The organism is Bacillus sp. z14 (2026) (genome assembly GCF_058313575.1).
In genome coordinates this window covers 1,121,905-1,141,404 of the sequence record NZ_JBZFQK010000001.1, presented here as the reverse complement: position 1 = coordinate 1,141,404, position 19,500 = coordinate 1,121,905, and the positions used below count along the sequence as shown (strand labels likewise).

Below are 19,500 nucleotides of genomic sequence, written 5' to 3'. Positions count from 1 at the left end.
CATGGCTGAAAGAGACTTTGGAAGAAGAGAGACAGAAAGCTAGTCCGGAGTGCGGGCAAAAACCCGCCGTTTAAACCGCGTTAAGGTTTCTGAGGTGACGAAACTTTTTAGATGTTTCGTAATCAGGGTGGTACCGCGAGTCAAGCTCTCGTCCCTGTTTTTAGGGATGAGGGCTTTTTTGTGTATAAAAAAGGAGGATTCAATCTTATGAAGTACATGACTGGGGCAGAAATTCGCCAAATGTTTTTAGATTTCTTTCAGGAAAAAGGTCACAGAATTGAACCGAGTGCATCGTTAGTACCGGTGGAAGATCCGACACTGTTATGGATTAATTCCGGAGTTGCAACATTAAAAAAATATTTTGATGGACGAGTTATTCCTGAAAATCCAAGGATTACGAATGCCCAAAAATCGATTAGAACAAACGATATTGAAAATGTTGGAAAAACAGCTCGACACCATACTTTCTTTGAAATGCTGGGTAACTTCTCTATTGGAGAATATTTCAGAGAGGAAGCAATCAAATGGGGATGGGAGCTATTAACAGATGAACGCTGGTTTGCTATGCCAAAAGACAAGCTTTATATCACATACTATCCAGCAGATACTGATACCCTTAAGGTATGGAAAAGCTTAGGCGTACCGGATAGTCACTTAATTCCGCTTGAGGACAATTTCTGGGAAATTGGTGAAGGCCCATCCGGACCTGATACTGAAATTTTCTTTGACCGCGGTACAAAATTTGATCCTGAAGATATCGGCATTCGTTTAATTGAAGAAGATATCGAAAATGATCGTTATATTGAGATCTGGAATATCGTATTGTCTCAATTTAATGCAAATCCAGAAATACCGCGCAGTGAGTATCCTGAATTACCGAAGAAAAATATTGATACAGGGATGGGATTAGAGCGGATGGCATCCATTTTCCAAAATGGTGACACGAACTTTGATACGGATTTATTCCTGCCGATTATCCATAAAACTGAAGAAATTTCAGGTCAACAATATAGAACAAGTGCGGATAAAGATGTAGCATTTCGTGTTATTGCTGACCATATCCGTACGGTTGCGTTTGCAATAGGTGATGGAGCACTTCCTTCCAATGAAGGACGCGGATATGTTTTACGCAGATTGCTGCGCAGAGCTGTTCGTTTTGCTAAGAAAATTGGTATCAATAAGCCATTTATGTATGAATTGGTTCCAGTTGTGGCGGATATCATGGTAGATTATTATCCAGAAGTTAAACAGAAACAGGACTTCATAGCGAAGGTTGTTCGTAATGAAGAGGAGCGTTTTCATGAAACTCTTCATGACGGGTTAGCTATACTTGCGGAAGTTATTGAGGCTGAGAAGAAAAGGGGCAGCGATATAGTAAACGGATTTGATGTATTCCGTCTCTATGATACCTATGGATTCCCAGTTGAATTAACAGAAGAGTATGCTGAAGATGAAGGCATGAAAATCGACCGTAAAGGTTTCGAAAGAGAGATGGAAGCTCAGCGGACACGTGCACGTGCTGCTCGCCAGGATGTAGACTCCATGCAAGTACAAAGCGGTATTTTAGGTGACATAAAAGTACAAAGTAAATTTGTTGGATATGAAACCCTTGAATGCCCGGCAACAGTGGAAGTAATCATTAAAAATGGTGAAAAAGCGGACGATGCCATGGCGGGAGAAGAAGTTCAAATCATTTTTGACCAAACACCTTTCTATGCTGAAAGCGGCGGACAAATTGCGGACAAAGGATTCTTTGAATCTGAAGACCTACGAGTATTCGTGAAGGATGTTCAAAAAGCTCCAAATGGCCAAAACCTGCATACAGTTATCGTAGAATATGGATTACTGAAGGAAGGTGCGTATGGGAAAGCGGTTGTAGATGAAGCAAATCGCCGTAAAATCATTAAAAACCATACGGCAACTCATTTACTGCATCAAGCATTAAAGGATGTACTGGGCACGCATGTCAACCAAGCGGGTTCTTTAGTAAGACCGGACCGACTTCGTTTTGACTTTTCTCATTTTGGACAAGTTACAGAAGAAGAGCTAGAACAGGTTGAGCAAATCGTGAATGATAAAATTTGGAAGAGTATTGATGTAACGATTGAAAATAAACAGATTGAAGAAGCAAAAGCAATGGGGGCAATGGCTCTATTCGGTGAAAAATATGGCGATATCGTACGTGTTGTCCAAGTGGGAGATTATAGCCTTGAGCTCTGCGGTGGCTGCCACGTTCCTAATACTTCTGCTATCGGGCTGTTCAAAATTGTCTCTGAAGGTGGAATAGGGGCTGGTACCAGAAGGATTGAAGCAGTAACGGGCGAATCTGCGTATCTTCAATTAAAAGAACAAATTGGTGTTCTTCGCCAAGCAGCAGCTAAAGTTAAAGCTAATCCAAAAGATTTGCCTGTTAAAATTGATTCCCTATTAGGCGAATTAAAAGACGCACAAAAAGAAAATGAATCATTAGCAGCCAAGCTTTCCAATATCGAGGCAGGAAATATTCAATCCAAAGCTGAAACAATTAATGGTGTAACGGTTTTATCAGCGAAGGTAGAGGCTCAGGATATGAATAATTTAAGAAATATGGCTGATGACTTAAAGCAAAAGCTAGGGTCCTCCATCATTGTCCTTGGAAGTGCGCAAGGAGAAAAAGTAAACTTAATTGCTGCAGTTACAAAAGATTTAATAGACCAAGGATACCATGCCGGTAAAATCATTAAAGAGGTAGCGGCACGCTGCGGTGGTGGCGGAGGTGGACGTCCTGATATGGCTCAGGCCGGCGGTAAGAACCCTGCTGATTTAGAAGCAGCACTTGAACTGGTAAAAGATTTGGTTAACAAATAAAAACGGGGCAAAGGATTTGCCCCCCTTCTTTTTGAATCTAATCATTTTGGCATGGATAGTATTGACTAGCCAAAACTATCATTCGAATTTTATTATTAGGTTTAAGTAGTGTACAATAAGAGGAACAATGGAAATATAGCTTTTTGAATGAAAGCGGGGTGCGTTGGAATGAGTTCATTTGATAAAACAATGAAATTTAATTTCCCGGAGGATTCTTTTGAGCATGACGTTAGCCATGTTTTAATGGAAGTCTATAATGCTCTAAATGAAAAAGGTTACAATCCTATTAACCAGATTGTAGGTTATCTTTTGTCAGGAGACCCTGCTTATATTCCGCGTCATAATGATGCACGAAATCTTATTAGAAAGCTTGAAAGAGATGAGATTATAGAAGTTCTGGTCAAATCTTATTTAGAGCAGCAACGAGAGGGATAATATGCGAATTGTAGGTCTTGATGTGGGTAGTAAAACTGTGGGAGTCGCCATCAGTGATGAAATGGGCTGGACTGCTCAAGGTTTGGAAACCATAGCAATTGACGAAGAAAAAAATCAGCTTGGCCTGAAACGTTTAGATGAAATCCTTAAACCTTATAAAGTCGATAAATTTGTCGTAGGTTTGCCGAAAAATATGAATGGAACTGTAGGTCCGCGAGGCGAGGCAAGTCAGTATTATGCTTCAAAGCTTGAAAAACGATATAAGGTTCCGGTCGTTTTGTGGGATGAACGTTTAACCACAATGGCCGCAGAACGGGTTTTATTAGATGCAGATGTAAGCCGTAAAAAACGCAAAAAAGTTATAGATAAAATGGCCGCTGTCTTAATTCTGCAAGGATATTTAGATAGTGGCGGCAAATAATTTAGAGGTGATCAGACATGGAAGAAAATATGATAACAATTGTTGATGAAGATGGTAACGAGCAGTTACACGAAATATTACTTACGTTCGAATTGGATGATTATGATAAGCAATACGTTGTATTTGCACCAGTAGGAAACGAAGGCGAAGAAGATGAAGACCTCATCCATGTAGCTTCTTATATTCCTGATGAAACAGGTGAAGTCGGAACATTAAATGATATAGAAGATGATGAAGAATGGGCTCTAGTTGAAGAAGTCATTAATACATTCTTCGACGAAGAAGAATAAACTGAAAATATAGCTCTCCCGGTTTTATCGGGGGAGTTTTTTTATGTGTAGATTTAAGTATTGTGGAATAATGATGAAATGGTTTTACAAGGAATGGTGAAAGGATGATTATTCAAGAGATTTTAGGTAAATTCTCCGAAAAATAGAGCATGTTATAAAAAAGTAATGGTCAATTCATGAAATTTATTATATAATCAAGCGGTTTAAGAAAAAGTTTTATGATAATCATTGACAGATTCCGCTAATGTTTGCAATAAATAAAGAGGGCTTGTAATAAAATGCCTTAGGGGGGCATCACTTTTGGATAATGACAAAAATTGGAAGAAAGAGCAAATGAAAATAAAGCTACTTGAAAGACAGAGTGAAGCTAGAGTGGTACGGAAAATTGTTACTGTTTCGTTAGTTGCTGTCATCCTTGTCATGACGCTTGTTGGACTTGGTGGGTATTTGTATATCTCCTCCGCATTAAAACCTGTTGACCCAGATAATAAAGATGCAATCAAGGTGGAAATCCCTCGTGGTTCAGGAATTAGTTTGATTTCTCAAACATTAGAGGATAATGGAGTCGTTAAAAACGCGAAAGTATTTAAATACTATGTCAAGTTTAAAAATGAATCTGGTTTCCAGGCTGGAACCTATAATTTATCACCATCTATGACAATTCAGGAAATCATCGATCAAATCAAAAATGGAATTGTAGCTGAGACCTATCGAATTACTATTCCGGAAGGAAGAGATCTGGAACAAATTTCAGAAATTATTGCCAAGAAAACAGGCAAAAAGTCAAAAGATGTCTTAGCCGTTATAAATAAAAATGGATTTATTAAAGAAATGATGAATAAGTATCCTGATTTATTAACAGATGATATTCTTGCCGAGAATGTCAGATATCCATTGGAAGGATATTTATATCCAGCAACGTATTCATTTTATGAGGAAGATCCAACAATAGAGTCAATTGTTAGCGATATGGTAAAAAAAACCAACGAAATCTTAGCGAAGTATAAGGATGAAATGTCCAAGGATAAATGGACACCGCATACACTATTAACAATGGCATCCTTAATTGAAGAAGAAGCAACTGAGAAGGTGGATAGGGATAAAATATCTGCTGTGTTTAAAAACAGGATGGAGAAGGATATGCGATTGCAAACTGATCCAACTGTTCTGTACGCATTGGGAGAGCATAAAGATCGGGTGACATACAAAGACTTAGAAGTCGACTCACCATATAATCTTTATCGACATAAGGGGTTAACCCCTGGACCAATTGCCAATGCAGGTGAAACCTCTATTCAGGCGGCATTAAACCCTGCAGATATTGATGACCTATATTTCCTTGCTACTAAATCGGGAGAAGTCATCTTTAATAAAACATTAGAAGAACATAATAAAGATAAGGCAAAACATATAACGAATAATTAAGCATTTGGAGGGGAACTATGGAAGAGAAGAAACGTTTCGCTTCTTTCCCCTAAATATGCTAAAATATTCGAAGTGCATAAAAATAGTGTATGTATTTAAAGAAAGCCACCTGGCTTTCTCATTTTTTTGAATTAAGCAAAGTACAGGGTTTGGAGGAATAAGGATGAATAAGAATCTTGATCACTATTTACAGACTCTTGTACCTTCCCGAAATGATTTATTAAGTGAAATGGAAGAGTATGCAAGGGAAAATGGTGTTCCGATTATGGAATTAACCGGTATGGAGTCTATGTTACAGATTCTAAAAATCCAAAAGCCGCGAAAAATTTTAGAAATTGGAACAGCAATTGGTTATTCTGCTTTACGAATGGCGTATACGCTGCCAGAAGCTTCAATACTGACAATTGAAAGAGATGAGGAACGTATTGAAAAAGCTCATCATTTTATTGAAAGAGCGGACATGAAGAGTAGAATAAAGATTATAAAAGGTGACGCCCTTGAGACAGAATCAGCTGTCTCTCCAGAAGGACCTTTTGATTGTATATTTATCGACGCAGCTAAAGGACAATATAAACGTTTCTTTGAAATATATGAAAAGTCTTTGGCAGAGGGAGGAATTATCCTTTCCGATAATGTTCTCTTTAAAGGCTTGGTGGCTCTTGAACAGGAAGAGATTGAATCTAAACGAACAAAAAATTTAGTTAATAAAATAAAAGGCTATAATGAATGGCTCATGAATAAGGAAAACTTTGATACTGTCATTATCCCTGTCGGGGATGGTTTGGCTATCAGTATTAAACGAGGTGAAAAGGCATGAAAACCCCTGAGCTATTACTAACACCTACTAAGGTTGAAGATATCATCCCATTAATTGATGCAGGTGCAGATGCATTTGTTATAGGGGAACAACGTTATGGACTGAGACTGGCTGGAGAATTTAACAGAGAGGCTGTTAAAGAAGCAATCCAGCTAGCCCATTCAAAAGGAAAGAAAGTATATGTGGCTATGAATGCCATCTTCCATAATGAGAAAGTGGACGAGCTGTCCGATTATTTGCGTTTCTTAGATGCCAATCAAGCTGATGCTGTCATCTTTGGAGATCCAGCTGTTTTGATGGCTGCTCGTGAAGCAGCTCCGAACCTGCCACTGCATTGGAATACAGAAACAACAGCGACCAACTGGTTCACGTGTAATTACTGGGGAACAAAAGGAGCTAAGCGTGCAGTCCTTGCCCGGGAAATTAATATGGACGCTATCATTGAAATTAAAGAACATGCCAAAGTCGAGATTGAAGTACAGGTGCATGGAATGACAGCCATGTTTCAGTCAAAACGGACGCTTATCGGGAATTACTTTAATTACCAAGGCCGCAATATGAAAGTGGATAGCCTGGAGGATCAAAAAAGCTTATTCCTGCACGATCCTGAGCGTAACGCTAAATACCCAATCTTTGAAGATGAAAACGGCACTCATATTATGAGTCCGAATGATATTTGCATTATTGATGAATTGGCAGAAATGCTCGATGCTGGGGTAGACTCCTTTAAAATTGATGGAATCTTAAAGGATTCTGACTATCTTATTGAAGTAACCAAATTGTATCGCGAGGCAATTGATTTATATGCAGAGAATCCGGATCTATACGAAGATAAGAAGGAAGAACTGCTGCAGAAAGCTGAAGAAATTCAACCGGCAAACAGATCGCTGGATACAGGCTTCTTTTTCAAGGAGACTGTTTATTAACAGGGAATGGAGGATGACCGAATGTCCGTGTCAGAAAATAAAATTTCCGAGATTATTGACGGAAAACGCGTTATTGTAAAAAAACCGGAATTACTGGCTCCTGCCGGTAACCTGGAAAAATTAAAAATCGCTGTCCGTTATGGTGCCGACGCAGTATTTATTGGCGGTCAGGAATATGGATTGCGCTCCAATGCCGGAAATTTTTCATTGGCAGAAATGAAAGAAGGCGTGGAGTTTGCTAAACAATACGGCGCTAAAATATATGTGACCACTAATATTTTTGCTCATAATGAGAACATCGATGGACTTCCGGAGTATTTAAAAGGGATTGAAGAAGCTGGAGTAACAGGTATTATAGTAGCTGACCCGTTAATAATTGAGACCTGTAAAAAGGCTGCTCCAAAGCTGGAAATCCACTTAAGTACACAGCAATCCTTATCAAACTGGAAAGCTGTACAGTTTTGGAAAGAAGAAGGGCTGGATCGTGTTGTTTTGGCACGTGAGACGAGTGGAGAAGAAATCAAGCTAATGAAAGAAAAGGTTGATATTGAAATTGAAACCTTTATTCATGGGGCGATGTGTATTGCTTATTCAGGGCGCTGCACGCTATCTAACCATATGACAGCCCGTGATTCTAATCGAGGCGGCTGCTGCCAATCATGCAGATGGGATTATCATTTATTCGCTAATACGGAAGATGGTGAAAAACCATTATTTGAAGATGAAGACCAACCGTTTGCGATGAGTCCTAAAGATTTGAAACTGGTTGAATCCATCCCAACTATGATAGAGATGGGAATCGACAGCTTAAAAATCGAAGGCCGTATGAAATCCATTCATTATATTGCAACAGTTGTCAGTGTTTATCGCAAGGTTATAGATACTTATTGTGCGGATCCGGACAATTTTGTTTTCAAAGAGGAATGGATTACAGAGCTCAATAAGTGTGCGAATCGGGAAACAGCTCCCGCATTCTTTGAAGGTGTACCAAGCCATAAGGAGCAAATGTTTGGCAATCATAATAACAAAACAACGCATGACTTTGCCGGGCTTGTCTTATCGTATGATGAAAATACATCTATAGTCACGTTACAGCAAAGAAATTACTTTAAACCGGGAGACGAAATTGAATTTTTCGGACCTAATATCGAAAACTTTACGCAAACAGTCGGAACAATCTGGGATGAGGACGGCAATGAATTAGATGCTGCAAGACATCCGCTTATGACTGTCCGCTTAAAAGTCGATCAACCGGTTCATCCATATGATATGATGAGGAAGGAGAACAACTAAAAATGACTAAGCCAATTGTAATTGGGGTTGCAGGTGGCTCGGGTTCAGGGAAAACGAGTGTAACAAAAGCAATCTATGAAAAATTCAAGGGTCATTCCATCATGATTCTAGAACAAGATTATTATTATAAGGATCAAAGCCATCTTCCTTTTGAGGAACGACTAAAGACAAACTATGATCATCCATTGGCTTTTGATAATGATCTATTGCTGGAGCATATCAACAAATTGCTTCGTTATGAAGCAATTGAAAAGCCGGTTTATGATTATGCTATGCATACACGCTCTGAGGATGTAATTCCTGTTGAACCTAAGGACGTTATTATTCTCGAGGGAATCTTGGTACTTGAAGATGAGAGATTACGCGATATAATGGATATTAAACTATTTGTTGATACCGATGCAGATCTTCGTATAATACGTCGTTTAATGCGTGATATAAAAGAACGGGGCCGTTCAATTGATTCAGTCATTGAACAATACACATCTGTGGTACGTCCTATGCATAACCAATTTATTGAGCCTACTAAGCGCTATGCGGATATTATTATTCCTGAAGGCGGACACAATTACGTGGCTATTGATGTAATTGGTACTAAAATCCAAACGATTTTGGAGCAAAAATCCCTTTTATAGGAATATTTTGTTTTTACACCAATTTCCATAAAAATAACAAAAAAGTTACTCATTTTTGAAAAAATTTTGATAAAATTAATAGACAAATCGATAAAAAGAAATTAAGCTAACAATGAGTGTAAATTGCGCGTTCGATTGAGAACGCGCAATTCCTATACCAATAAAGGTATATACATAGTTATTAAGTGCATATATATACACATGATCACATGGAGCGGTTGGTGCTGCATGGTGAAAGTACAGAAGGAGTGAAATTTTTTGGCTACTGAAAAAGTATTCCCAATGACTAAAGAGGGAAAAGAAAAATTAGAGAAAGAATTAGAACTTTTAAAAACGGTTAAACGTAAAGAAGTTGTAGAACGAATTAAAATTGCACGCAGTTTCGGTGACTTATCCGAAAACTCTGAGTATGACTCTGCTAAAGAAGAACAAGCATTTGTTGAAGGAAGAATCACTACACTTGAAAATATGATTAGAAATGCACAAATTATTGAGTCAGGTGCATCTCAGGATGGAACGGTTACATTAGGAAAATCCGTAACATTTAAAGAATTACCTGATGGTGAAGAAGAAACTTATATAATTGTCGGTTCTGCAGAAGCTGACCCATTTGAGTATAAAATTTCAAATGATTCTCCTATTGCCCGCAGTTTAATGGGAAAAAAACCAGGTGATGAAGTAACGGTTTCTACTCCAGGTGGAGATATGGAAGTCGTAATCGTATCCGTTCAATAATTTGAAATTTAAGAAAGAACCAGCAAGGCGCCTATTTTAGGTGCCTTTTTTATTTGTTCAATTATAGTTTGAAATAGGCAAGCCCCGTCGAAACTGGTAACAGTAAGGGGTGTGTTAAATGAAAAAAAGAATATTGGGGACAGGAATTATTTTTCTATTGCTGTTTACTTTATTAATAGCCAAGCTGGTACATATACAGATAGTGAAGCCAAAGGAATATTCCAAACACCGGGTAAATTTATTAGAGAATAGTGTGAGACAAAGAATTGACGAAATCACTTTGGATGATGGGAGAGGTGGATTTCTTGATAGAGAAGGTAAGTCGATATCCTATCAGGACAAATCGGTGTTAGTACTCTTTCCATTTGTTAAACATTTAGATTGGCCTGCAGATAAAGTGGCAGACATTCTTGAGATAGAGAAAGAAATACTACTACAAAGGCTAAAGAGTGAAGAGGAACCATTTATTTATGAAAATAAAGGTATAACAGAATTAACAGATAGCCAAATTGCGCAAATTAACAATCTTCATATTCCAGGTATTATAGGTGTAAAGAAGAGAGAGGTTATAGCAAATCCTTCAGCAAGCCATCTTCTAGGGTCCCTGACATTAAATAAGAATGAAATAGATGAAGCTAATAAAATAGGCTATACACCGGTTGATTATCAAACAAAAGTAGGGAAAACAGGATTGCAAAAAGCCTTTCAGATCTTCCTGCAGGGTAATGGCAGTAAAAAACTAGTTTATCACAAAGCAGCCAATGGACTGCCAATGTTTGGAGTGGATATCCGTTATTTGGACGAAGGTCAATCTGGTGAAAGAATTAATATACAGACTACTTTGGATCAGGACTATCAAAAACTTGCAGAACAAGTTGCTGATGATAGTGGGCTGAAAAAAGGCGGAATCATCATTTTAGATGTTGAGACTAATGATATTCTGACTATGTTTTCCACACCGCTTGTAAATAAAGATGTAAACAATGAGGGTAACCATAATCAAATGATTACTCCACAGACTCCTGGTTCCGTATTTAAAACGGTTATAGCAGCTGCTGCCATAGAAGAAGGCCTAAACCTGAATGGAAGAGAATTTAACGGTAATTTGGATCATTTAGGGCGACCTGTTGATAAAAATACAGGAAGATTGCTAGGAATGGTTGATTTTAAGCGAGGGTTTGCATTAAGCAGCAACCAAGTTTTTGGAGTTCTGGGAAAGGAATTGGCAGATAAAAATCCGAATCTTATTGAAGAGTATGCTGAGCGGCTTGGCTTAATTCAACCAATTGGGTGGAATGGAAGTGTATTCCATACATCTCTCATTAAACAACTGCCGGAAGAAAAATCTGGGGTCATATGGACAGAATCCTCCATGAAGAAGGATGAGAATTTTGTGGCGAATACATCGATTGGTCAACTAAATGTAAAAGTAACTCCGCTTGCCATCGCCAATATGATGGCCACGATTGCCAGAGGCGGTGAAAGAATGATGGCTAGAGCTGCCACTAAAGCGGTCGATGATGACGGATTAACCATTGCCACCTTCAAAGAGCAGCCTATAGAAGGTAAAGCCATTTCAAAAATAACAGCCAGCAAGCTACAGCAATTATTAAGAGGAGTAGTAACAACAACAGGGAAATATGCCACTGCGGGTAATCTACATACAGCCAAGTACGATGTTGCTGGTAAGTCAGGAACAGCAGAAATTGGGGCCAAGGAAGATAAAACAAAACAGATGTACAATAAATGGTTTGCAGGTTATTTTCCTTTTCAAAAACCTAAATATGCGATGGTGATTGTAAATCTGGATACAGCGAGCAAGTCGGGTGCGGTAACTCCTTTATACTTACAAATGGTCAATGGGATACATGCAATTAATCAAAAAAGAGGCCTGGAATAAAAAATATGACGAAAAATTGAATAACTTTTAGTGATTACCTATCCATGTTAAAATAATCTTTATTATAAATTTGAGGAGGAAGTGTATATGGATAGGCAAGATAAATATCCTTCGCGTATGGATAAACGTCAGGATAAAAAGGTAAACAAAGTCTACAATATACTGATTACAGTTGTCGTTCTCCTTATTGTCGTTGTGGGAGCTACTATATTTTTAGGTAATAATGATGAACCGGCAAGTCAGAAGGCTGATACCAATCCTGAAAGTAATCAATCGGCAACCAATAAAGAAGACGAAGCTGACAAAGAGGAAGCTGACAAAGAAGAAACTGCAATGAATGAAGATGAGCAAGCATCTGAGAATGAGGACGAAGAGGGCCAAGATCAAGACCAAAACGCTGATCAAGATTCCTCTGAATCTGAAGATGCAGTAGAGTCTGAGAAAGTTGAAGAAACAGCTTCTGATGGAAATGTGGAAGAAGCGTATTCTGATCCTTCATGGAAGCCAGTAGGTACGGAACAAAGTGGAGAGCATGTTACACAATACGAGAAAGGTTCCACTGATTGGAATGAAATGGAGCAAGCCATTGCCTATGGAGCTGGCATAGATCAAAGTAATATGACCTTATGGTATTTACAAAATGGCGGTGAACCGAATAAGGCAATTGGTACTGTATCACCTAAAGATGGATCAAGCACGTATCGTGTATATATCGAATGGGTTGATGGTGAAGGATGGAAACCGACAAAGGTAGAAAAACTTATAAAGAATGACAAAGCTAGTTAACCAAATAAAAATACTTTTAAAGCTGCCATGTTTGGCAGCTTTTTTGATCGTTACTTTTAAGGGAAATCCAGATAATTTGAAGAGTGGAAATACAAAGAGGTAATCGTAGCCATTTCAAAAAGGATGTATCATGTCAGTCAATATCTCTTAAATGTGTTCGAATCTCGGATGCGGTTTTTGTGGGATTTTCACATTGGAAAATAATATATCTATACTTTTTATGTCCTTGCAATTCTATGATGACCAACGGTATCCTACCGCTGTATGAAAGAAAATACCATTCATTCTGATATTTATAACTTCCTTCATAAATATTTAAGAATGAAATAGAAGAACCAGGCATCCGTATCATCCATGTAGGAGCATCGAAATAATCTACTAAAACATTTTTTATTAGAGGGTAGGGCATTTGAATCTTTTGTTTTAAAGCAAAAAAAGTTGTCAAACCTGTAAGAGTTAAAACCAGTTCCTGCTTATCGTCATCAAACTTTATTTCTCTCCCCATATATAGCACCTCCTATTATTCATTTCTGTAGGTCATCATGGCGTTGCCGCACCAAGTAAGTGTACTTAGGCCTTTAATCCCTAATAAGCTCCCTACGGTGCCTCCTCTTATGCTTCAGAGGCCTAAAAGATGTAGGTCATGAAGGACGTGCCGATTTTAGTCTTTGTTCCTTAATATACCCGTTTTTGGGTTTTTAGTTAATCCAGCTTCGACTCCTAGCTCCTCTTATGCTTGTCGGAGGCCAACAGGATGTTGGTCACAAAGACGTTGCCACAGGACGTGGCGTCTTTAGTCTTCGTTCCTTAACATGAGCCGTTTCAGCTTTTTAGTCAATCCAGCTTCGACTCCTAGTCCCTCGAGTCATAAGCAAATACTCTGCGGGAGGGAAAAACGTCTCCCTCCGAGTATTCGTCTTATGCTTTTCGGGACTGAACAGTCGTCTCAGCTTTTTAGTTTATCCAGCTTTAGGGCCTAGGAGTTCGGGACATAAGCATAGCCTCTACGGGGGAGAAACATCCCCTTCGAGCCTATGTCTTATGCTTCTCACTCCTGAACAAGGCCCTTCAGCTTTTTAGTTTATAGTGTACTACGGCTGTGTATATGGGTTTGCCTTCGGGGGTGGTGTGGATTTGGTGGGATATGTGGTGTACGGATAGCATGATTGCTTTGTTTTGATCTATTTTTTGCTGGATTTGTTTTTCAAGGTTTTGAATTGAGGATGCCTCGAAAAATTCAACTTTGTCTTCAATTAGTTCTAATTTAAATTCCACTTTTTTTTGCCTCCTTCATTTTCAAACTAAGTCTACCAAAAATGCCTAGAATACTCTAGCTCCAATAAAGGATTAGTGGTCTGTTTATGCAGATGATTTATGGTAAAATGGTACATGTCATTTTAATCTTTGTAATATAAAGGAGTAATACTAATGAAAATTGCTATTATTGGCGCAATGGAAGAAGAAGTTGCTTATTTGCGTGAGAATATAGAAAGTGCCGAGTCTGTTGTCATTGCTAATACAGAATATACAACTGGACAGATGTTTGGTGTGGATGTTATTTTGTTAAAATCCGGTATTGGCAAAGTGAATGCTGCCATGGGAACAGCTGTCCTTCTTGAAAAATTCAAGCCTGATTTTATCATCAACACTGGCTCAGCAGGTGGCTACAACCCAGAATTAAATGTAGGAGATATGGTCATTTCAACTGAGGTACGTCACCATGATGTGGATGTTACGGCGTTTGATTATGAATACGGACAGGTTCCACAATTACCTGCAGCATTTATTGCTGATGAAAAGCTTGTATCACTTGCAGAGAAAGTGGCCGCAGGCATAGACGGGGTTGGAGTTGGAAAAGGGTTAATCGCAACCGGTGACGTATTTATGTCTGATCCTGAACGTGTTCGATTTGTAAGAGAAAAGTTTCCACAGCTGCAGGCAGTTGAAATGGAAGCAGCCGCTATTGCGCAGGTGGCTTATCAGTTTAATGTTCCATTTGTAGTAACGCGCGCATTAAGTGATATTGCTGGCAAAGAGTCAGATTTATCATTTGATCAATTCCTGGAAAAGGCTGCATTGCATTCAGCTCAACTGGCAATGGGAATTGTAAAAGAATTAAAATAAAATTTTTAAGTTCTGTCGAAATACTAAGACAGAACTTTTTTGTTTTCTTAAAAAAATAATGTGATTGTTCATAACTATTGATACCATTCTGTCCATATATTTTAGTGGTTCGCCTGCCACTATTTACATTAGCATAGGGAGGAATATCGTGTTACTGTATTACTAGTTTATTTGAAAGGTGGTAGTTTCCTTGAAAGAGAAAATGATAGATTATAAACGTTTTGGTACAACTCTCCTAATGTTTGCTGTATTTCTTTTTTTAGGATCCATATTGCCAAAGGAAGGTATGAGTGAAGTAGTAAAGGAATACTTAACTTTTGCTACTGCTGGAGTATTGGCGTTATCCGCATTATTTTTTGCTTTATCCAAGAAATATGGGAAGTTAATACAAGACGAAGAATAAATTCTATAAAATACAGGTCAACTCATTTAATGAGTTGGCTTTTTTTTATAATCTTTTAATCAAGAATCTTTACAGGTACTTGATAAATTTATCATTGACATTGATAATCATTATCAATAATATTAATATATCAAAATAATAATGTGCGGGTGGTTTCTAATGATATTGTTGACATTACATAAACTTTCTTTTTTTATTTGCTTATTCTTTGGGGTTTTACACCTGTTTAAAAAGAATAGACCGATAAGACTTACTCATAGATGGAGTGGTTGTATAGCCTTGATAAGTATATTTATATATTTATTTCAAATGAGTTCTAATTTATTTGGTTATATCATTTATATGCTTATCATTGCTCTGACAGCAATAATTCCTTTTTTAAAGAAACAAAAAAAATGTACGGCCGTTCATATAGTTGGAGGGTTAGGCTCTATAGTATGGCTTGTATTGATACATATTTAGTGGGGGAAGACAGATGAAAAAACTAATTTTACTGGGATTGGGATGGATATCTCTATTGTTTGGTTTAATTGGAATCGCAGTTCCTATTTTACCAACGACACCTTTACTATTACTGACAGCAATTTTATTCGCTGGTAATTCAGTTAAATGTGAAAACTGGCTGAAGAAACAGTCATTTTACGAAAAATATGTAGTGAGCTACCAAAGGGATGGTGGTCTTACTTTAAGAAGAAAATTAACGATTTTACTAACCGTGTATTTATTACTTCTAATCAGCGGTTTAATGGTCAATCATTTGCACGTTCGCATTGTTCTATGCGTGTTGGCAGTTGTTAAATTGATTGTTTTTATAAAAATTCCTACGATTAATAATCAAGAGGAAGTGCAACAAATATGATTCAAAAAGAAATGATGATTTATGCAAAAAAGTATGGAATCATCCCTGTTTTGGTTCAAGTTACATTATTGCAATTATTGAATGTTGTTATAAATATAGTGATTGTATTTGAGATTGCGGAATTATTTTCTGCCTTGTTCTATGTTCATAATATCGTTATGGATATGTACTACATTTTATATATTGGATTGATTATAGCTATAAAGTTCGGCTGTCATTATTACTCGACAAAGCTCACACATTATACATCATTTGAGCTAAAGCATAAGGTGCGGAGAGAACTGTTTGAAAAGCTTCTTTCACTGACCCCTCAAGAGATTACCAAACTGGAAATCAGTAAAATTAGCCAGCTCGCGGTAGAAGGTATCGAGAATATCGATGTTTATTACAGTCGTTATCTGCCGCAATTTTTTTATAGCCTGTTGACTCCTGTCCTGCTATTTGTGGTAATGGCAAAATTGAATTGGAAAATTGCGCTTATGTTGTTGATCAGTGGTTTTTTAATTCCGGTTGCCATTGTGGCCGGCGTAAAAATTGGAAAGAGAATTTTTAAAACATATTGGAATAAATACTTGGATGTTGGTAAAAAGTTCGTTGAAGGTGTAGAGGGACTGCGCACCTTAAAAATTTATAACGGAGAAAAGGCATACGGAGAGATTATGAATAAGGAAGCAGAGGAATTCCGCTATATGACGATGAAGGTGCTTAGGATGCAATTGCAATCTATCACCATTATGGATTTAATCGCCTATTTAGGAGCAGCTTTGGGAATCGTCTGCTCAGTGATTGCCTATAAAAATGGAAACTTAAGTTTAACTGGCTTTATCTGTTTTTCTCTGCTGGCGATTGAATTTTTTGTACCATTTCGACTGTTGGGATCCTATTTTCATGTAGGTATGAATGGTACGAGTGCCTTGAATTTATTATCCTCCATTTTAAAAATTGACTCGCAAAAAGAAGAACCAGCTGTTCATAAGGATATCACAGGAGATTTATGCATTAAAAATATAACCTATACTTATCCATATGCTGAAAAACCGGCTTTGCAGGATTGCAATCTTGTCATCAAGCAAAGCGAGGTGACGGGAATTGCAGGTGCTTCTGGTGCAGGAAAAACGACTATTACACATATTCTGCAACGTTTCATTGAACCGGAAAATGGAACAATTGAAATCGGTGGGACATCTTTAGCGGAACTGCCTATTGATCAGGTGCATCGATTGATTGGCTGTGTCAGTAACCGTTCCTATATTTTTGAAGGTACGATTTTTTCTAATTTAATGATGGCTAAACCAACTTTGGAGGTAGAAGAGGCAGAAGAGATTATTAGGTTTGTGAAGCTAGATCAATTTGCTGCTAACCTTCATTATAAAATTCAAAGCGGAGGGACGAATCTTTCAAGCGGACAGCGCCAAAAATTAGCAATTGCCCGAATGCTGTTAAAGAATCCTAAAGTGTTTATTTTTGATGAAGCTACTGCCAATATCGACCGTAGTAGTGAAGATGATATTCTTGATATTATTCAAAGAATCAGCCGTCAGGGAAAAATGGTTATCATGATTACCCATCACTTGCAGCGTTTAGTAGATGCAAATCAAATCTATGTATTCTCCAATGGAAAAATAGCTGAACAAGGCAATCATCAAACACTTATGAACAATGGGAACATTTATGCAGAGCTATTTGAAGAACAACAATCAATCGGAAGGTGTGCGGTATGATTAGCAGCGGAAAGAATTTGATTCAATTAATGAAAATATTAAAGCCGCTTATTCCACATATGATGCTGACAATCCTTCTTGGTACATTAGGTTATTTGGCGGTTTCAGCCATAAGTCTTATAGGAGGGATGGCTTTCTTGGATGTAATGGGCCTTAAGGACTTTGGAAATGGAAGACTGTTGCTGATTATGATTATTACAGCAGGTATAATGCGTGCTGTTTTTCGTCTGTGCGAGCAATATATGACCCATTACATTGCATTTAGTCTTCTGGCTACTATCCGGTCTCATATCTTTAGATCCCTTGGAAAGCTTGGGAATAGGCAATTAATGAGCTTTCAAAAAGGGGAGCTTATGAATGTTATTACTAAGGATGTAGAAATGCTTGAAGTGTTTTATGCGCACACAGTAGCTCCTGTTTGTATTAGCTTTATCACAGGAATTGTTTATCTGGCGATTTTTTGGTCTTTTCATCCATTTTATGCTGTTGCAGCGTTGTTCTCATATTTGTTAATAAGCTATGTTGTTCCGAAAAGTGTGTACAGAAGCGGACAAGAAGCAGGAGAAGCTTATCGTGTTCAATTTGGCATGCAAAGTCAATATATCCTTGATCGATTAAAAGGGTTGAAGGAACTGTACATTTTTGGACAGGAGCAACAGACAATTAATCAAATTGACGAATATAGTGAGGAATTAAATAATTCTACTTTGTCCCTTAAGAAACATGAAGGTCTACTCAAGGCATTGACGGATGGGGCATTATACCTTTCAGTGTTTATACAAATTGGTATATCCATTTATTTATACGGAATTGGTAAAGTGGATGCAGGTACAGGGCTTTTAGCTGTGCTGCTGCTTTATTCTTCCTTTGGTCCTGCACTAGCTTTATCGCAGCTTAGCTCGAGCCTTGTTCATACATTTGCCAGTGCTAAACGTGTCTTAGGAATCATGAATATTACTCCTGAGGTAAATGAGGGAGGCAGTCGTGAACTCGTCCATATTGGTAATATTAAATATAAAGATGTTCAATTTGAGTATGAAAAAGGCAAACATTTATATAAAAACGTTAATTTTGAATGGAGAATAGGAGAAATTATTGGCATCAGGGGAGATAATGGTACGGGAAAATCAACATTGATTTCATTACTGCTGCGGGATATTCCAGTTACGAAAGGTACCATACTATTAAATGGAGTGCCAGCCGAGGAGTATGATGCCGATTCTTACCGGAATCATTTCAGTATGGTTGATGCTCATACAATTGTATTTTCGGATACATTGCGCCGGAATCTGACGATGTATAAAAAATATAAGGATGAAGAAATTTGGGATGCTTGTGAGAAAGCAGGATTGTATCAATTTATAAAAAGTCTTCCAGAAGGATTGGATACACATCTTCAGGAATTTGGTGAAAATCTTTCAAGTGGACAGCTCCAACGATTAGCGTTGGCCAGATTATTCCTGGATGATGCCTCGGTTTTCATCCTGGATGAACCTACGACCAATCTTGATGCGTTGAATGAATCCTCCATTCTTCAGGCCATTAAAGCCCATGCGGGAGATAAACTTGTTATTCTCATCAGCCATCATCCGGAGGTACTGGCTATGGCAGACCGTATTTTTGAAGTGAGCAATGGACAAATAAACGAAATGGAATGCCAGCATTGTAAGAATGTGTAATATAGGCAGTGGGATGATATCAAGACACACTTAAACACTTGTCGGTTCATGAACAACTTGGACAAAACATGATATAAGCCTGGCATTAGAGCTGCAGAATAATTTTCTGCGGCTTTTTGCTTTGTTTAAAATTTATGATATGTAGATACTTACCCATTCTGGTTTTCTAAAGGTCTGTAATGGTCTATATTTTGGTGAAAAATA

19 protein-coding genes are annotated in these 19,500 nt (G+C 37.8%); 17 read left to right on the top strand and 2 right to left on the bottom strand.

Features of this window, described 5'->3' with window-relative positions; genetic code table 11:
- Window positions 1-207: 207 nt before the first annotated feature.
- From alaS to AC4G3O_RS05400, 12 genes are all read left to right on the top strand, one after another.
- The gene (alaS, locus tag AC4G3O_RS05455; RefSeq protein WP_066105403.1) at window positions 208-2,847 is read left to right on the top strand and encodes an alanine--tRNA ligase; all 2,640 of its coding nucleotides are present in this window, start codon (window positions 208-210) and stop codon (window positions 2,845-2,847) included.
- A 168-nt stretch (window positions 2,848-3,015) separates the two neighbouring features.
- On the top strand, window positions 3,016-3,282 hold the full coding sequence (locus tag AC4G3O_RS05450; protein ID WP_066105399.1) for an IreB family regulatory phosphoprotein: 267 nt from the start codon (window positions 3,016-3,018) through the stop codon (window positions 3,280-3,282).
- A gap of 1 nt (window position 3,283) precedes the next feature.
- Window positions 3,284-3,703: a Holliday junction resolvase RuvX gene (ruvX, locus tag AC4G3O_RS05445; RefSeq protein ID WP_066105397.1), complete on the top strand. Its 420-nt coding sequence runs from the start codon at window positions 3,284-3,286 to the stop codon at window positions 3,701-3,703.
- A 17-nt stretch (window positions 3,704-3,720) separates the two neighbouring features.
- A complete protein-coding gene (locus tag AC4G3O_RS05440) occupies window positions 3,721-3,993 on the top strand; it encodes a DUF1292 domain-containing protein (protein WP_066105394.1) in 273 nt (90 codons plus the stop codon).
- A 300-nt stretch (window positions 3,994-4,293) separates the two neighbouring features.
- Window positions 4,294-5,418, top strand: coding sequence for an endolytic transglycosylase MltG (gene mltG / locus AC4G3O_RS05435; protein WP_225983611.1), 1,125 nt, complete (start codon window positions 4,294-4,296; stop codon window positions 5,416-5,418).
- 163 nt (window positions 5,419-5,581) lie between these two features.
- Window positions 5,582-6,235, top strand: a complete 654-nt coding sequence (locus AC4G3O_RS05430) for an O-methyltransferase (RefSeq protein WP_066105391.1) — start codon at window positions 5,582-5,584, stop codon at window positions 6,233-6,235.
- Entirely contained in the window at window positions 6,232-7,161 is a 930-nt protein-coding gene (locus AC4G3O_RS05425) for a peptidase U32 family protein (protein ID WP_066105387.1), read from the top strand. Before AC4G3O_RS05430 ends, AC4G3O_RS05425 begins: the two co-directional genes overlap by 4 nt.
- 21 nt (window positions 7,162-7,182) lie before the next feature.
- Window positions 7,183-8,454, top strand: coding sequence for a peptidase U32 family protein (locus tag AC4G3O_RS05420; RefSeq protein WP_066105385.1), 1,272 nt, complete (start codon window positions 7,183-7,185; stop codon window positions 8,452-8,454).
- Window positions 8,455-8,456: 2 nt separating this feature from the next.
- Window positions 8,457-9,089 (top strand): uridine kinase, encoded by a 633-nt coding sequence (udk, locus tag AC4G3O_RS05415; protein WP_066105382.1) that lies wholly within the window; start codon window positions 8,457-8,459, stop codon window positions 9,087-9,089.
- A 258-nt stretch (window positions 9,090-9,347) separates the two neighbouring features.
- Entirely contained in the window at window positions 9,348-9,824 is a 477-nt protein-coding gene (gene greA / locus AC4G3O_RS05410; protein ID WP_066105374.1) for a transcription elongation factor GreA, read from the top strand.
- Between the two features lie 118 nt (window positions 9,825-9,942).
- On the top strand, window positions 9,943-11,724 hold the full coding sequence (locus tag AC4G3O_RS05405) for a penicillin-binding transpeptidase domain-containing protein (protein ID WP_066105371.1): 1,782 nt from the start codon (window positions 9,943-9,945) through the stop codon (window positions 11,722-11,724).
- 87 nt (window positions 11,725-11,811) lie between these two features.
- The gene (locus AC4G3O_RS05400; protein WP_225983610.1) at window positions 11,812-12,510 is read left to right on the top strand and encodes a YrrS family protein; all 699 of its coding nucleotides are present in this window, start codon (window positions 11,812-11,814) and stop codon (window positions 12,508-12,510) included.
- Window positions 12,511-12,643: 133 nt separating this feature from the next.
- Here AC4G3O_RS05400 and AC4G3O_RS05395 read toward each other — a convergent pair whose 3' ends face one another.
- Both AC4G3O_RS05395 and AC4G3O_RS05390 read right to left on the bottom strand, forming a co-directional pair.
- Window positions 12,644-13,015 carry a hypothetical protein gene (locus AC4G3O_RS05395; RefSeq protein ID WP_490558400.1) on the bottom strand — a complete coding sequence of 124 codons (372 nt, stop codon included), beginning with the start codon at window positions 13,013-13,015 and terminating at the stop codon, window positions 12,644-12,646.
- A 563-nt stretch (window positions 13,016-13,578) separates the two neighbouring features.
- The gene (locus tag AC4G3O_RS05390) at window positions 13,579-13,785 is read right to left on the bottom strand and encodes a DUF2536 family protein (protein ID WP_066105356.1); all 207 of its coding nucleotides are present in this window, start codon (window positions 13,783-13,785) and stop codon (window positions 13,579-13,581) included.
- Window positions 13,786-13,938: 153 nt separating this feature from the next.
- Between AC4G3O_RS05390 and mtnN the strand changes: the two genes are divergently transcribed.
- The 5 genes from mtnN (at window position 13,939) to AC4G3O_RS05365 (ending at window position 19,296) form a co-directional block, all read left to right on the top strand.
- Complete coding sequence (gene mtnN, locus AC4G3O_RS05385; protein ID WP_139892605.1) at window positions 13,939-14,634, top strand: 5'-methylthioadenosine/S-adenosylhomocysteine nucleosidase; 696 nt, start codon at window positions 13,939-13,941, stop codon at window positions 14,632-14,634.
- 190 nt (window positions 14,635-14,824) lie between these two features.
- Entirely contained in the window at window positions 14,825-15,037 is a 213-nt protein-coding gene (locus AC4G3O_RS05380) for a YrhC family protein (protein WP_077248071.1), read from the top strand.
- 475 nt (window positions 15,038-15,512) lie between these two features.
- On the top strand, window positions 15,513-15,896 hold the full coding sequence (locus AC4G3O_RS05375; RefSeq protein WP_066105347.1) for a DUF454 family protein: 384 nt from the start codon (window positions 15,513-15,515) through the stop codon (window positions 15,894-15,896).
- Entirely contained in the window at window positions 15,893-17,617 is a 1,725-nt protein-coding gene (locus AC4G3O_RS05370; protein ID WP_066105343.1) for an ABC transporter ATP-binding protein/permease, read from the top strand. The genes AC4G3O_RS05375 and AC4G3O_RS05370 overlap by 4 nt, the downstream gene beginning before the upstream one ends.
- Complete coding sequence (locus AC4G3O_RS05365) at window positions 17,614-19,296, top strand: amino acid ABC transporter ATP-binding/permease protein (RefSeq protein ID WP_139892604.1); 1,683 nt, start codon at window positions 17,614-17,616, stop codon at window positions 19,294-19,296. The genes AC4G3O_RS05370 and AC4G3O_RS05365 overlap by 4 nt, the downstream gene beginning before the upstream one ends.
- Window positions 19,297-19,500 lie beyond the last annotated feature (204 nt).